This window comes from Kineococcus sp. DHX-1 (assembly GCF_042473625.1).
Lineage (GTDB): Bacteria > Actinomycetota > Actinomycetes > Actinomycetales > Kineococcaceae > Kineococcus.
The window spans coordinates 3,603,792-3,617,673 of the sequence record NZ_CP170445.1 but is presented as its reverse complement, the minus strand read 5'-3'; the positions used below and the strand labels follow the sequence as shown (position 1 = coordinate 3,617,673).

The 13,882-nt window shown below is 74.6% G+C and carries 14 protein-coding genes; 11 read left to right on the top strand and 3 right to left on the bottom strand.

What is annotated here, in order from left to right; translation table 11 throughout:
• Positions 1–73: 73 nt before the first annotated feature.
• Positions 74–931: a formyltetrahydrofolate deformylase gene (gene purU, locus ACFEMC_RS17275; protein WP_380170788.1), complete on the bottom strand. Its 858-nt coding sequence runs from the start codon at positions 929–931 to the stop codon at positions 74–76.
• 23 nt (positions 932–954) lie between these two features.
• Between purU and ACFEMC_RS17270 the strand changes: the two genes are divergently transcribed.
• From ACFEMC_RS17270 to ACFEMC_RS17240, 7 genes are all read left to right on the top strand, one after another.
• Positions 955–2,088, top strand: coding sequence for an isochorismate synthase MenF (locus ACFEMC_RS17270; protein ID WP_380170787.1), 1,134 nt, complete (start codon positions 955–957; stop codon positions 2,086–2,088).
• A 170-nt stretch (positions 2,089–2,258) separates the two neighbouring features.
• Positions 2,259–3,566 carry a serine hydroxymethyltransferase gene (gene glyA / locus ACFEMC_RS17265; RefSeq protein WP_380170786.1) on the top strand — a complete coding sequence of 436 codons (1,308 nt, stop codon included), beginning with the start codon at positions 2,259–2,261 and terminating at the stop codon, positions 3,564–3,566.
• The gene (locus ACFEMC_RS17260; RefSeq protein WP_380170785.1) at positions 3,563–4,450 is read left to right on the top strand and encodes a bifunctional methylenetetrahydrofolate dehydrogenase/methenyltetrahydrofolate cyclohydrolase; all 888 of its coding nucleotides are present in this window, start codon (positions 3,563–3,565) and stop codon (positions 4,448–4,450) included. Before glyA ends, ACFEMC_RS17260 begins: the two co-directional genes overlap by 4 nt.
• A 48-nt stretch (positions 4,451–4,498) precedes the next feature.
• Positions 4,499–5,335 (top strand): exodeoxyribonuclease III, encoded by an 837-nt coding sequence (locus ACFEMC_RS17255; protein WP_380170784.1) that lies wholly within the window; start codon positions 4,499–4,501, stop codon positions 5,333–5,335.
• Between the two features lie 100 nt (positions 5,336–5,435).
• Positions 5,436–6,335, top strand: coding sequence for a heavy metal-binding domain-containing protein (locus ACFEMC_RS17250; RefSeq protein WP_380170783.1), 900 nt, complete (start codon positions 5,436–5,438; stop codon positions 6,333–6,335).
• 89 nt (positions 6,336–6,424) lie between these two features.
• Positions 6,425–7,198 carry a heavy metal-binding domain-containing protein gene (locus tag ACFEMC_RS17245; protein ID WP_380176852.1) on the top strand — a complete coding sequence of 258 codons (774 nt, stop codon included), beginning with the start codon at positions 6,425–6,427 and terminating at the stop codon, positions 7,196–7,198.
• On the top strand, positions 7,192–8,016 hold the full coding sequence (locus tag ACFEMC_RS17240) for a hypothetical protein (RefSeq protein WP_380170782.1): 825 nt from the start codon (positions 7,192–7,194) through the stop codon (positions 8,014–8,016). Before ACFEMC_RS17245 ends, ACFEMC_RS17240 begins: the two co-directional genes overlap by 7 nt.
• On the opposite strand, the gene ACFEMC_RS17235 is transcribed toward ACFEMC_RS17240, so the two are convergent.
• Together ACFEMC_RS17235 and ACFEMC_RS17230 are read right to left on the bottom strand one after the other, a co-directional pair.
• Entirely contained in the window at positions 7,958–8,845 is an 888-nt protein-coding gene (locus tag ACFEMC_RS17235; RefSeq protein ID WP_380170781.1) for an endonuclease domain-containing protein, read from the bottom strand. The two genes, ACFEMC_RS17240 and ACFEMC_RS17235, sit on opposite strands and share 59 nt — an antisense overlap.
• 142 nt (positions 8,846–8,987) lie before the next feature.
• Complete coding sequence (locus tag ACFEMC_RS17230) at positions 8,988–10,307, bottom strand: FAD-dependent oxidoreductase (protein WP_380170780.1); 1,320 nt, start codon at positions 10,305–10,307, stop codon at positions 8,988–8,990.
• A 100-nt stretch (positions 10,308–10,407) separates the two neighbouring features.
• On the opposite strand from ACFEMC_RS17230, the gene ACFEMC_RS17225 reads away from it, so the two are divergent.
• Genes ACFEMC_RS17225 through ACFEMC_RS17210 form a run of 4 tightly spaced genes read left to right on the top strand, consistent with a single transcriptional unit; the run spans position 10,408 to position 13,881 of the window.
• Positions 10,408–11,343: an ATP-binding cassette domain-containing protein gene (locus ACFEMC_RS17225; protein ID WP_380170779.1), complete on the top strand. Its 936-nt coding sequence runs from the start codon at positions 10,408–10,410 to the stop codon at positions 11,341–11,343.
• The gene (locus ACFEMC_RS17220) at positions 11,340–12,221 is read left to right on the top strand and encodes a hypothetical protein (protein WP_380170778.1); all 882 of its coding nucleotides are present in this window, start codon (positions 11,340–11,342) and stop codon (positions 12,219–12,221) included. Before ACFEMC_RS17225 ends, ACFEMC_RS17220 begins: the two co-directional genes overlap by 4 nt.
• Positions 12,218–13,156: an ABC transporter ATP-binding protein gene (locus ACFEMC_RS17215; protein WP_380170777.1), complete on the top strand. Its 939-nt coding sequence runs from the start codon at positions 12,218–12,220 to the stop codon at positions 13,154–13,156. The genes ACFEMC_RS17220 and ACFEMC_RS17215 overlap by 4 nt, the downstream gene beginning before the upstream one ends.
• On the top strand, positions 13,153–13,881 hold the full coding sequence (locus ACFEMC_RS17210; RefSeq protein ID WP_380170776.1) for an ABC transporter permease subunit: 729 nt from the start codon (positions 13,153–13,155) through the stop codon (positions 13,879–13,881). Before ACFEMC_RS17215 ends, ACFEMC_RS17210 begins: the two co-directional genes overlap by 4 nt.
• Position 13,882 lies beyond the last annotated feature (1 nt).

The following is a 13,882-nucleotide window of genomic DNA, read 5'->3' as shown; positions in this document are numbered from 1 at the left end:
CGGTAGGTTCGGCGTGATGCGTCAACGACCCAGACAGGGGGCGGACGCAGGGTGACGTGTGGCGGGCTGAGGGTCAGCGGAAGACGACGGTCCGGTTGCCGTCGAGCAGCACGCGCTGCTCGGCGTGCCAGCGCACCGCGCGGGCCAGCGTCCGGGCCTCCACGTCCTGCCCGAGGCGCACGAGCTCGGGCGCGGTGGCGCGGTGGTCGACGCGCTCGATCTCCTGCTCGATGATCGGCCCCTCGTCGAGGTCGGCCGTCACGTAGTGCGCGGTCGCCCCGATGATCTTCACACCGCGCGCGTGCGCCTGGTGGTAGGGGCGGGCGCCCTTGAAGCTCGGCAGGAACGAGTGGTGGATGTTGATGGCGCGCCCCGACAGACTGCGGCACAGGTCGTCCGAGAGCACCTGCATGTACCGGGCGAGGACGACCAGCTCGGCCCCGTGCTCGTCGACGAGCTCGAGCAGGCGCGCCTCGGCCGCCGCCTTCGACGCCGCGTCGCCCGTGGTGACGGGCACGTGGACGAAGGGGACGCCGTAGAAGTCGGCCAGCGGCGCGAGGTCGGTGTGGTTGGACACGACGGCCCGGATGTCGACGGGCAGGTGCCCCGACCGGTGCCGGAACAGCAGGTCGTTGAGGCAGTGGCCCTGCTTGGAGCACATGACCAGCGTCGGCAGCGGTTCGTCGGCGGCCGACAGCGTCCACGACAGGTCGAAGCGGTGGGCCACCACCTCGAGGTTGGCGCGCAGCGCCTCCTCGCTCGCCGTCGCGTCGAACGCGACCCGCATGGTGAACAGCCCGGTGTCCGGGTCGCCGTACTGCTGGCTCTCGGTGATGTTCGCGTCGAGCGCGACCAGGGCGCCCGTCACGGCGTGGACGATGCCCGGACGGTCGGGGCAGGACAGGGTCAGGACCCTCGGGCGCGTGCTCACACGGGGAAGCCTAGGGTGGCGACGTGGCAGAAGCCGAAGCGGTAGCACTGGCCGTGCGCGCGGGCGCCACCGTCTTCTCCGGGGAGAAGTCGACGCTGGTGCAGACCGGCCCGCGTCCCCTCGTCCCCGGCGGGTCGGGCCTGGAGCAGCTGCGCCGCACCACCGCCGCCCTCGACGGGGCGCAGACCGGCGTCGTCGCGGCCGGAGCGGTGCCCTTCGACCTCACGACCTCCGGCGCCCTGCGCCTCGGCCCGGCGGAGGCGAACCCGGGGCACCTGACCCTGCCGCTGGTGGGCGGGGGGCGCCGGTCGACCGTCGCGCGCAGCCGCCCCGTCCCCTCCCCGGCGGGGTACGCCGACGCGGTCCGCGCCGCGCTCGGCCGCATCCACGCGGGTGACGTCGAGAAGGTCGTCCTGGCCCGCACCCTGGAGCTCGAGGCCCTCGACGAGTGGTCCGTCCCGGACCTGCTGGCCGAGCTCGTCGCCCGCAACCCCGCCGCCACGGCGCTCGCCGTCCCGATCGACGACCCGGCCGACGCGGGCGCCCGCTGGCTCGTCGGGGCGAGCCCGGAGCTGCTCCTGCGCCGCCGGGGTCCGAGCGTGCTGCTGCGTCCGCTGGCCGGCTCCATCCCGCGCTCGCCGGAACCCGACGAGGACATGCGCCGGGCCGACGCCCTCATGGCCTCCGACAAGGACCGCCGCGAGCACCGCTACGTCGTCGACGCCGTCGTCGAGGCGCTCTCCCCGTTCTGCCGCACGGTGAACGCCCCCGAGCCCGAGCTCGTGGCGACGCCCGCGGTGTGGCACCTCGCGACCCGCATCACCGCGCTGCTCAACGACACCGACACCACGTCGGTGGACCTCGTCGCCGCGCTGCACCCCACGCCCGCGGTCGGCGGGTCGCCGCGCCGGGCCGCCCTGGACGTCATCCGCGAGGTCGAGGGCCTGGACCGCGGCTGCTACGCCGGGGCCGTCGGCTGGCAGGACGTGCACGGCGACGGCGAGTGGGTCGTCGCGGTCCGCTGCGCCGAGGTGCAGGGCCGGACGCTGCGGATCTTCGCGGGCGCCGGGATCGTCGACGGCTCCGACCCCGACGCCGAGGTGGCCGAGACGGCCGCCAAGATGCGCACCGTCCTGGACGCGGCCATCGCCCGCTGAGCGTGGCTGGCCGGTCGGGTCCTGGGCTAACCTGGCCGGGCCGCGACTGGCGTCGAGGTGGGTCACCACCGGGGAGCGGCAACGGGCCCTGCGTGCTGGGGTCCGCCGTTCACGGGGTCGTCCGCCTGGGCTCCGCGTCGCCACCACCGCCCGCCGTACGAGGAGCGACCGTGACCGACGTCCAGCCCACCCGCAGCACCGGCACGTCCGGTGTGACCGACCGTCCCCTCGCCGAGGTGGACCCCGAGATCGCCGCCGTCCTGGACGCCGAGCTCGGCCGCCAGCGCGACACCCTCGAGATGATCGCGAGCGAGAACTTCGCGCCGCGCTCGGTGCTCGAGGCGCAGGGGTCGGTCCTGACGAACAAGTACGCCGAGGGCTACCCCGGCAAGCGCTACTACGGCGGCTGCGAGCACGTCGACGTGGCCGAGGAGCTCGCCCGCAGCCGCGCCAAGGCGCTGTTCGGCGCCGAGCACGCGAACGTCCAGCCGCACTCCGGCGCCACCGCGAACGCGGCCGCCATGCACGCCTTCATCCGCGGCGGCGACGGCATCCTGGGCCTCGAGCTCGCGCACGGCGGCCACCTCACGCACGGCATGAAGATCAACTTCTCCGGCCGCATGTACGACGTGTCGTCCTACGGCGTGGACCCGCAGACGTTCCGCGTCGACATGGACGTCGTGCGCGCCACCGCCCTGCAGGCCCGTCCGAAGCTCATCATCGCCGGCTGGTCGGCCTACCCGCGTCAGCTCGACTTCGCCGCCTTCCGCGAGATCGCGGACGAGGTCGGGGCGCACCTCATGGTCGACATGGCGCACTTCGCCGGCCTCGTCGCCGCGGGCCTGCACCCCTCGCCCGTCCCGCACGCGGACGTCGTGACCTCCACGGTCCACAAGACGCTCGCCGGGCCCCGCTCAGGCCTCATCCTCACGCGCGAGGAGTTCGCCAAGAAGGTCGACTCCGCGGTGTTCCCGGGCCAGCAGGGCGGCCCGCTCATGCACGTCGTCGCCGCCAAGGCCGTCGCGTTCAAGGTCGCCGGGTCGGAGGAGTTCGCCGAGCGCCAGCGCCGCACCCTCGAGGGCGCGCGGATCGTCGCCGAGCGCCTCACCGCGGCCGACGTCGCCGAGGCCGGCGTGTCCGTCCTCACCGGCGGCACCGACGTCCACCTCGTCCTCGTCGACCTGCGCGACAGCAAACTCGACGGCCAGCAGGCCGAGGACCGCCTCCACGAGGTCGGCATCACCGTGAACCGCAACGCCGTCCCGTTCGACCCGCGCCCGCCGATGGTCACCTCGGGTCTGCGGATCGGGACGCCGGCGCTCGCCACCCGCGGTTTCGGCGCGGCCGAGTTCACCGAGGTCGCCGACGTCATCGCGCAGGCCCTGAAGCCGGAGTTCGACGCCGAGGCGCTGCGCGCCCGCGTCGCCAAGCTCACGGCCGAGTTCCCGCTGTACCCCTCGAACCAGGGCGTCCTGTGAGCGCGGTCGTCCTCGACGGCAAGGCCGCTGCGGCGGCGGTGAAGGCGGACCTCGCCGAACGCGTTGCCGTCCTGCGCACGAAGGGGGTCGTACCCGGTCTCGGCACGGTCCTCGTCGGCGACGACCCGGGGTCGGCGAGCTACGTCCGCGGCAAGCACCGCGACTGCGCCGAGGTCGGGATCGAGTCGATCCGGGTCGAACTGCCCGCCACGGCGACGCAGGCCGAGATCGAGTCCGAGATCGCCCAGCTGAACGCCGACCCGGCCTGCACCGGGTTCATCGTCCAGCTCCCGCTGCCCTCGGGCGTCGACGCCAACCGCGTGCTCGAGGCCGTGGACCCGGACAAGGACGCCGACGGGCTGCACCCGACGAACCTCGGGCGGCTCGTGCTGCGGGTCCGCGAGGAGATCACCTCCCCGCTGCCCTGCACGCCGCGCGGGGTCATCGACCTGTTGCTGCGGCACGACGTGCCCCTGGACGGCGCGGAGGTCGTCGTCGTCGGGCGCGGGGTGACGGTCGGCCGGCCGATCGGGCTGCTGCTCACGCGGCGGCACCCGAACGCGACGGTCACGTTGTGCCACACCGGGACGAAGAACCTGTCCGAGCACCTGCGGCGGGCCGACGTCGTCGTCGCCGCGGCCGGGGTGCCCGGGCTGGTGACGAAGCAGGACGTCAAGCCGGGCGCCGCCGTGCTCGACGTCGGCGTCTCGCGGGTGTTCGACGAGGCCACGGGCAAGAACGTGCTGGCCGGTGACATCGCCCTCGACGTCGCGGAGGTCGCGGGTTTCATGGCCCCCAACCCCGGTGGGGTCGGGCCGATGACGCGCGCGCTGCTGCTGACGAACGTCGTCGAGTCCGCCGAACGCGCGGCCGGCCTGCGCTGAACCGCTGCCCGACCCCTCGTGTCCGAGGGGTCGGGTAGCGTCCCGCGCGTGGCTACGAAGACGCCGAGGACGAAGAAGAAGCTGACCGTCGCGACCGTCAACGTCAACGGCGTGCGCGCAGCCGTCCGTCGCGGGATGCAGCCGTGGCTCGACGGCCGCGACCCGGACGTCCTGCTGCTGCAGGAGGTCCGCGCTCCCGACGCCGAACTGCGCAAGGCCCTGCCGGGGTTCTCGCACGTGGCCCACACCGAGGCCGCGGCCAAGGGGCGGGCCGGGGTGGCCGTCGCGTCGAAGGCCGAGTTCTCCGCCGTGCGCATCGGGTTCGCCCACGACCCGCACTTCGAGGACTCGGGCCGCTGGATCGAGGTCGACGTCGACACCGCGGTCGGGCCGATGACCTTCGTCAGCGCCTACGTGCACTCCGGCGAGGTCGGGACCCCGCAGCAGGACGACAAGTACCGGTTCCTCGACGCCATGGACGTGCGGCTGGCCGAACTCGGGAAGGTCGCGGCCGACACGGGCCGCGAGGCGCTCGTGGCGGGCGACCTCAACATCGGGCACACCGAGCGCGACATCAAGAACTGGAAGGGGAACCGCGGCAAGGCGGGTTTCCTCGAGGACGAGCGCGCCCACTTCGACCACTGGTTCGACGCCCTCGGCTGGGTCGACACCCAGCGCAGGCTCGCCGGTGACGTCGACGGCCCGTTCGCCTGGTGGTCGTGGCGGGGGCAGGCGTTCGACAACGACACGGGCTGGCGCATCGACTACCAGCTCGTGACCCCGGGCCTCGCCGAGCGGTTGCGGACGGTCGAGACGGACCGTGCCGCCAGCTACGCCGAGCGGTTCTCCGACCACGCCCCCGTCGTGGCGGTCTACTCCGCCTGAGGGTTCCCTCCCGATCGGCTGGGAGTTGGGTCGGCCACCCCGGTGGTGCGGTCGGCGGGTCCTACGGTGACGACATGGCCTCCCGGTCGGTGGTATCCCCGTGAGCGCGTGGGTGGGCGGGCTGCCCGCGGCGGCGGCCGACCGCGTGAGGCGGCAACGCGCGAGCGGCGCCACGGGATCGTTCCTGTCGGCGCCCGCCGCCGCGGCCGTGGCCGCTGCCGGGCTCGTCCCCGCCGGCGAGGTGTTCGGCTGCCTCGTTCAGAACCTCGGCTGGAGCGGGGGCCTGTGCGGCGCCTGGTCCGGGACGGGAGGGATCGGCCCCGGCGGCTGGGGCTGGACGTCCCCGGTCGTCACGACGGGTGACCCGGGCGGCACCCGCAACGGGTACGGCCCCTACGTCCGGTCCGTCGTGACCGCCTGGCACGGTGCACTGGACCGGATGCTCCTCGAGGCCGCCGCCCTCGAGGCCGACGGCGTCGTCGGCGTCGTCACGAGCCGCACGACCCTCGCCGGCACGGAGGTCGAGTTCACCGCGCGGGGGACCGCCGTCCGCGCGGTCGACCGGCGCGGGCCGACCCCCTCCACGCCGTGGGCCGCGGGCCTGAGCGCCGAGGACTGCGCGGCCGCGCTGCAGTCCGGAGTCGTCCCGCGCGCGCTCGTCCTCGGCGTGTCCGTCGCCACCAAGCACGAGGACCCGCAGCTGGGTCAACAGCGGACGAGCTGGACCGGGCAGGAGGTCGACGGCCTCACCGCCCTCGTCCAGCGCGCACGGGCCGACGCCCGCGAACGCCTCGCCGCCGACGCCCGCCGGCACGCCGCGACCGGTCAGGTCGTCGTGAGCGGGATCGGGCTGACGAGCTTCGAGACGGCCTGCAGCAACGCCCGCGACCTGCACGCCGAGGCTGTCTTCACCGGGACCCTCCTGCGACCGGACCCGGCCGCCCCCGCGCCGGCCGGGGTGGGTCGCCGCGTCCTGTCCGTCCTGCCCCTCAACCGCTGACCCCGGGAGACCCCGTGACCCCGACGCCCGACGTCCCGCCGCTCGCCGACGTCCACCTGCCCGCCGACGCCCGCGAACGGCTGGCCGGGATGCGCGGTGACCACGGCCGGGCGCTGTTCACGTCCGACCTGTCCGTCAACGAGTTCCTCCTCGTGCGCGAGGCCGGGTTCCGCCCCGTCGGTCTCGTCCTGGGGTCCAGCGTCTACCACGTGGGTCTGCAGGTCGGCCGGTGGAATAAGAACATGGAGATGGACAAGCTCACGCAGGCGATGTACCACGCACGTGAACTCGCCATGACGCGCATGGAGGCCGAGGCCGCCGAACTCGGTGCCGACGGGATCGTCGGGGTGCGCCTGGAGATCGAGTTCAAGGAGTACGGCAACGACATCGCCGAGTTCATCGCCGTGGGGACGGCCGTCGTGGCCGACGACCCGCCGCCCACGGGGTCGTGGCGCACCCACCACGGCCTGCCGTTCACCTCGGACCTGTCGGGCCAGGACTTCTGGACGCTCGTTCAGGCCGGGTACGCGCCGCTGGGGCTCGTGATGGGGACCTGCGTCTACCACATCGCCCACCGCGGGGTCCTCGCCTCGATGAGCACGGTCGGGGCGAACGTCGAGATCGAGCAGTTCACCGAGGCGCTCTACGACGCGCGGGAACTCGCGATGAGCCGGATGCAGGCCGAGGCCGAGCAGCTGCGGGCGGAGGGGATCGTCGGGGTGCAGCTCCTCTCGCTGCCGCACCGCTGGGGCGGGCACACGACGGAGTTCTTCGCGATCGGTACGGCCGTCCGCCCGTTGCGGGCCGACCACACCATCGCCAAACCCTCCCTCGTGCTGCCGCTGACGGACGGCCGGTGGTGACGCCGACCACCGCCCTGCCCACCCCGGGGGAGGACCCCGCGGAGTTCCTCGACCGCCTCGCCGGGGCGCTGGGCCGCGCCCTGCCCGCCCCGGACGCACTCGTGGTCGAGCGCCACCGGTCGGTCGGGGACCGTCTGGCCGGCCGCCCCGGCCAGGCGCGCAGCCTGCGCGTGGAGCTGCCCGCCGCGGCGCTCACCCTGCGCGCGAACGGGTCCGGTCTGTCCGCGTCCGTCGAGCGCGTCGTCCGGGGCGTCACCATCGCGCGGCGCGACGTCGCCGTGGGGGAGTTCCTGGAACTCCTCGCGGTGGGCGTCGCCGACGTCACCGCCGCGGTGGCCGGCGACGCGGCCGCGGTGGCGCGGGCCCTCGTGGCGCTCGGGGTGTCGCCGCGCACCGACGTCCTGCGGGTCGACGAGGCCGACCCCGTCGCGAGCCTGCGGTCGTTGCCGGCCCGCGCCGCGGGCCTGCTCCCCGCCGCCACCACCACGGTCGTGGCGCGGATCGCGGAACTGCTGGCCGACACGCTCACCCGCACCGCGCCGGGTTCCGACGCCCGGCTCGCCGTCGAACGCACGGCCGTGCACTACCTCCCGGACACCCTGCGCGCCTTCGCCGTCCTCCCGCGGGACTGGGCCGCGACCCACGACGACGGCCGGGGGACGGCGGAGCAGCTCCTCACCGACCAGCTCGCCGTGCTCCTCGACGCCGTCACCGCCATGCACGAGGCCGCGGTCCGCGAGGACGTCTCGGCCCTCGTCGTCAACGGGATGTTCCTGCGGGACCGGTTCGCCGTCTCGAGCCTCGACCTGGGGTCCTGACGCCGGTCCCGGGGCGACCTCGGGCCCACGTCGCCCGGACGGTCTGCACGAACCACGACCGGTTCCGCACGACCTGGTCGAACGTGAACCGCAGGCTGACCAGGCCCTGACCCGCCAGTTCCGCGTCCCGGCGCCGGTCCTCGGTGAACTGCCCGATCCGCTCGTGCGTCTCGTAGCCGTCGAGTTCGACGACCAGCCAGCCGTCGATGAGGAAGTCCACCCGACCCGCTGGTGCGAGCATGTGCTGCGTCTGCACCTCGAACCCCTCGTCGAGGAGGTCCACCCGTCCCACGGTCTCGAGCGTCGACCCGGACCGGGGGTCGGCCATGCCCAGGAGTGCGCGACGGGAGTCGCTGCGCGGCAGCGACGACCGCAGGTCCTCGAGCTCGGCAGGGGAGAGGAGCCCGCGGCGCAGCGCGTCGTCGACGGGGACGAGGGCGAACCGGCGAGGCAGGCAGTGCAGGCAGTCCAGGAGCGTCGTCGTCAGGTCGGTGCAGCCGTCGAGCTCGGCGACGTCACGGCGGTGCACGACGGCCCGGCCGAAGGTGGAGCGGGATCCTCGGCGAGCGGTGACCTGCGGTGTCAGTGGGGGATCGACGAGGTCGAGGCCCCACGCGGACGCCGCGCTGTGGCACGAGCGGACCCCGCTGACGGCGGCCGCAGCGAGCACGTCGGCCGGGCACCCCGGCAGGTGGTACAGCCCCGGCGCCGGGCGTAGCAGGTCACCGGCGGTGACCGCAGTCTGCAGGGCACGCCGGGTCACGAGCGGTTCGAGGCGGGCGAAGCGCGCTGCGCCGCCGCAGCTGCCGACGGCGTCCACCGGATCCACGGCGGGCACTCTGCCGGGGATCCGGGATCGCTGCGCCGACCCCTGTGGACAACGGCGGTCGTGTACGGGATGTCTGCACGCCGGCGCCGCGACCGCGGTTTTCGGGTCGGTTCCGACTCGGGATGCAGACATCCCGTACACCTCAGCCGCGCAGCTCCTCCAGCGCCGGGAAGATGGCCTCCGACCACGTCGGGAACGCGCGCACGTGGTGCCAGAGCAGGTCGACGTCGAGGCGGGCGCGGACGGCGAGGGCGAGCTCGGCGCCCCAGGAGTCGGCGTCGGGGCCGACGCAGGCCGCGCCGACGAGCACGCCCGCCTCGTCGACGAAGAGTTCGACGGCGCCGGTGACCTCGCGGCGGCGGGACAGTTCGACGAGGGTGGCGCGCTCGACCTCGCCCACCTCGAACCGCGCCGAGCGCGCGCCCGAGGTGGCGCCGACGCAGAACACGGTCGGGTCGGTGTAGACGGCGCGGGGGATCGCGGAGTAGTCCGCGTCCCGGCCGTGGCCGAGGACCTCGCCGACGACGGTGCGGGCCTGGTGGTTGGCGGTGTGGGTGTAGTCGGAGATGCCGGTGACGTCGCCGACGGCGAACAGGCCCTCGACGGGGCCGTCGTCGCCGACGACGCGGCAGCGGGCGTCGGTGCGCAGCGCCCCGGCGTCGGTCAGCCAGTCGTCGAGGAAACCGAACCCTTGCGTGACGGGCTTCCTCCCGGTGGCGAGCAGCAGCCGGTCGAACTCCAGCGACGCGCCGGACTCCAGCCGCAGCCGGCCGTCCTCGACCGCGGCGGCCGGGTCGCCCGTCCGCACGTCGACGCCGTCGGCGGCCAGGGCGGCGGCCAGCACGTCACCGGCCCAGGACGGTTCGCGCGAGAGCAGGTGCGGGCCGCGCTGCACGAGCGCGACCTCGCTGCCGAGGCCGCGGTAGGCCTGGGCCAGTTCGACGGCGACGGGACCGCCGCCGAGGACGACGAGCCGGCGCGGCAGGTCCGACGCGGAGAGCGCCTCCTCCGACGTCCACGTCGCGGCGTCGTCGAGGCCGGGCAGCGGGGGACGCACCGACGCGCTGCCGGTGCCGACCACGACGTGCGCGGCCTCGACGGTGCGACGGCCGCCGTCGTGGAGGTCGACGTCGACGCGACCGGGCGCGATGCGGGTCGCGCTGCCGCGCACGACCTCCACGCCGTCGTCCACGAGCTGGGCCGCGGCGGCCGCGTCGTCGCGGTGGGAGGCGGCCTCGTCGCGCACGGCGCGGGCGGCCACCCAGGACAACCCGGACCGGGCCGAGAGCAGGAGGGACTTCGCCGGGACGCAGGCGAGGAACGGGCAGAACCCGCCGACGTGCCCACGTTCGACGAGGACGACCCGGCGGCCGGCCTGCGCCAGTTGCTGGGCGACCATCTTCCCGCCGGACCCGGACCCCACGACCACGACGTCGACCGCTGCTCCAGGAGGTGTGGTCACACGGTGATGGTTCCCGAAGGATTGACGCGGCGCGCGTCGAAGGGGGGACGCTCCCTGCACCTGGGAGTGCTCTGATGGTCGGGTGGATGGTCCTGCGGGGTTGAGACACCCGGTCCTCGAATGCGTCGACGTCGGCAAGCGCTTCGGCGCGGTGCAGGCCCTCGACGGTCTGACGATGTCGCTGGGCGCCGGTGCGACGGGTCTGCTCGGCGCCAACGGCGCCGGCAAGTCGACGCTCCTGCGCACCGCGCTGGGGCTCACCCGCCCCGACCGCGGCACCGTGCGGATCCTCGGCCTCGACACCGTGCGGGAACGCTCGGAGGTGCGGCGGCGGGTGGGTTTCATGCCCGAGCACCCGTGCCTGCCGAACGACATGTCGGCGCAGGACGTCTGCGTGTCCCTCGCCCGCATGCGCGGGCTCGGCCGCCGGGACGCGGTGCGCCGCACCAGCGAGGTGCTGTTCGCGGTGGGCCTGGAGGAGGAACGCCGCCGCCCCGTCGGCAGCTACTCCCTCGGCATGCAGCAGCGCACGAAACTCGCCCAAGCCCTCGTCCACGGTCCCGACGTCGTCCTGCTCGACGAACCCACGTCGGGGCTGGACCCGGCGGGCCGGGAGGAGATGCTGGCCATCGTCCGCCGGCTCTCGACCGAACTCGGCATCCGCGTCGTCGCGAGTTCCCACGTCCTCGACGACATCGAGCGCACCTGCGACGAGGTCGTCGTCCTGCGCTCGGGAACCCTCGCCGCGCAGCGTCCGGTCGTCGTGGGCCACGACCCGTCCGGGCCGGCTGAACTGCGCGTCTCCGGTGACGTCGGGGCGTTCGCCGCGGCCCTGGAACCCCGCGTCGCGGCGTTCGGGGTGACGCTGGCGCCCACGGCGACCGGGGACATCGGGCTGAGTTCCAGCCCGGACGCCGCCCTCGACGCGGTGCGGGACCTCGCGGCGGAACTCGGGGTCGGGGTGGAACGCCTCGCCCCGGCCGCCCGCGGCCTCGAGGACGTGGTCGTCGACGCGATGGCAGGAGGAACCCGGTGACCGCTGAGCCCTCCGAGCACGACGCCCCGCGGGCCGTCCTGCACGACATCCGCTACTCCCGGTTCGCCGGGAAGCTGCGGCCCCGCCGCTCGGCCGTCGGGTCGTTCGTCGCCAGCGGCATCCGGCGGCCCCTCGGCCTGCGCCGCAGCGCGAGCGCGAAGATCTGGCCGTTCCTGCTGCTGGCGGCGGCCTACCTGCCCTCGCTCGCCGTCGTCGCCGTCCCGCTGCTGGTGCCGGCCGTGCGCGTGCAGCCGACGGACCTCATCGACTACCCGCAACTGCTGACGACGAACTCGGTCGTGCTGCTCGCGTTCGTGGCGACGTCGATCCCGTCGATGCTGACGCGGGACCGCCGCGACCGCGTCCTGTCGTTGTACTTCGCGACGGCGCTGTCGTGGGTCGAGTACGTGGTGGGCGTGGTGCTCGCGGCCGTCGCGCTGCTCGCGATCATCGTGCTCGGGCCGATGCTCGTGCTGTTCGTCGGGTCCATCGCGACGGCCGACGCCCCGGGGACGTGGTTCGCCGACAACGTCGGGGACCTGCCGCGCATCGTCGCGGCCGCCGCGCTCGTCGTCCTGTTCCACACGGCCCTGGCCCTCGCGATCGGGTCGCTGACGGCCAAGCGGGTGTTCGCCGTCGGCGGGTACCTCGCGGTCGTCCTCGTCGGCCCGGCCCTGACCGGGGTCGTCGCCGCCGTGACGGGCGCCGACTGGCCGCTGTCGCTGGACCCCTCCAGCGGGCCCATCCGGCTCGCGACGACGTTCATCGGCGGCGGGCTCGGTGACCCGGGCGTCCTGGCCTGGGTCGTGTGGGTGGTCGTCGTGCTCGGAGGGTTCGGCGTCCTGGCCGGCCGCTACGCGAAGGGGGGCGACGCGTGAGCGCCGTCGAGCTGACCGGGGTCAGCAAGTGGTTCGCCGACACGGTCGCGCTGTCGGACGTGAGCTTCGCGCTCGGTGCCGGAGTGACGGGTCTGCTGGGGCACAACGGGGCCGGCAAGTCGACGGCGCTGCAACTGCTCGCCGGCGCGACCCGGCCCAGCCAGGGGACCGTGCGGGTGCTCGGGCTCGACCCGCACGCCGACCCGGCCGTGCACCGGGGCCTCGGGATCGTCGCCGACGGCGAGGCCACCTGGGCCCACGCCACCGCCCGCACGCAGGTCGAGTTCCTCGCCCGCCAGCGCGGTGTCGCCGACCACCGGGGCGCCACGGCGGCGGTCCTCGAGCGGGTCGGGCTCACCCACGCCGCCGACCGTCGCGTCGGGGGGTTCTCCAAGGGCATGCGGCAGCGGGTGAAGCTCGCCCAGGCCCTCGTGCACGACCCGCAGGTGCTGCTCCTGGACGAACCGCTCAACGGGCTGGACCCTGCCCAGCGGCGCGCGGACGTCGACCTGCTCGCCGCCCTGGGGCAGGAGGGCCGGACGGTCCTCGTGAGTTCGCACGTCCTGTCCGAGGTCGAGCGCATGGCGGCCCGGGTGCTCGTCGTCGTGAACGGCCGTCTCGTCGCCGAGGGGGAACCGGGGGGCATCCGGGAACTGCTCGTCGACCGCCCGCGCACCGTGCGGCTGGAGGGCGACCGTGTGCTGGAACTGGCAGGGACGCTGCTGGCCGAGGGGCTCGTGGAGTCGGTGCGGCGCGAGGGCGGCGGCCGTCCCGGGGTGCTCGTCGAGGCCCCCCGCGCCGTCGCGCTGGCCGAGGCCGTGCCGCGGCTGGCGCGCGAGTGCTCCACGACGCTGCGGCGCGTCGAGGGTGTCGGGGAGGACCTGGAGAGCGTGTTCGCCCACCTGGTGCGGGCGGCGAGAGGAGCCGGACGATGAGCACCACCCTCTACGGGTTCTCGCTGCGGGGCATCCTGTTCCGTGGCCGGACGGCGGGTTTCGCGGCCCTGCCGCTGGCCGTGGCGGCCGTCGTCGGCGTCGTCATCGCCATCACGAGCGTGCCGAACCGGTACGGCGTGCAGAACACCTTCACGGGGAACCTGCTGACGGGCCTGGTGATCCCCATCGTGGCCCTCGTCCTGGCCATCGGGGCCTTCGGCGACGAGCGCGACGCCCGCACGCTGCCCCTGCTGCGCGCCGTGGCCCGACCCCGCTGGCACACCGTCCTCGCGCGGTTCGCGGCGGCGTGGACGGCGACGGTCGTCGTGGTGCTGCCCGCCGCGGTGGCGTGCGCGGTGCTGGGGATCTCGGTCAACCAGCCAGCGGGCCGGGTCGTCGGCGGGGTCGCCCTCGCGACGGTCCTCACGGCGGGGGCGTACTGCTCGGTCTTCGTGCTGCTGTCGCTGCTGACCCGTCGCGGGCTGCTGGCCGGGCTCGCGTACGTCGTGCTGTGGGAGACGTTCCTGGCGGGGCTGGCGCCGGCGTTGCGGGGGTTGTCGATCGGGTCGTACGGCCGTCGGGTCGCCTCGCTCGCGATCCCGGGCGACGTCCCGCTGGGCACGGTGTCCTCCCTGGGGGTTCCCGGGGCGGCCGCGGTCCTCGTCGGGATCACGGTCGTCGCGGTGGCCCTGTCGGCGGTCCGCCTGCAGCGCATGGACGTCTGAC

What these genes read in the sequence shown, in the direction of transcription:
- ACFEMC_RS17245 (WP_380176852.1), top strand. Translation starts at nt 6,425, where the DNA reads ATGCGCGGTGACCACGGCCGGGCGCTGTTCACGTCCGACCTGTCCGTC.
- ACFEMC_RS17210 (WP_380170776.1), top strand. Translation starts at nt 13,153, where the DNA reads ATGAGCACCACCCTCTACGGGTTCTCGCTGCGGGGCATCCTGTTCCGT.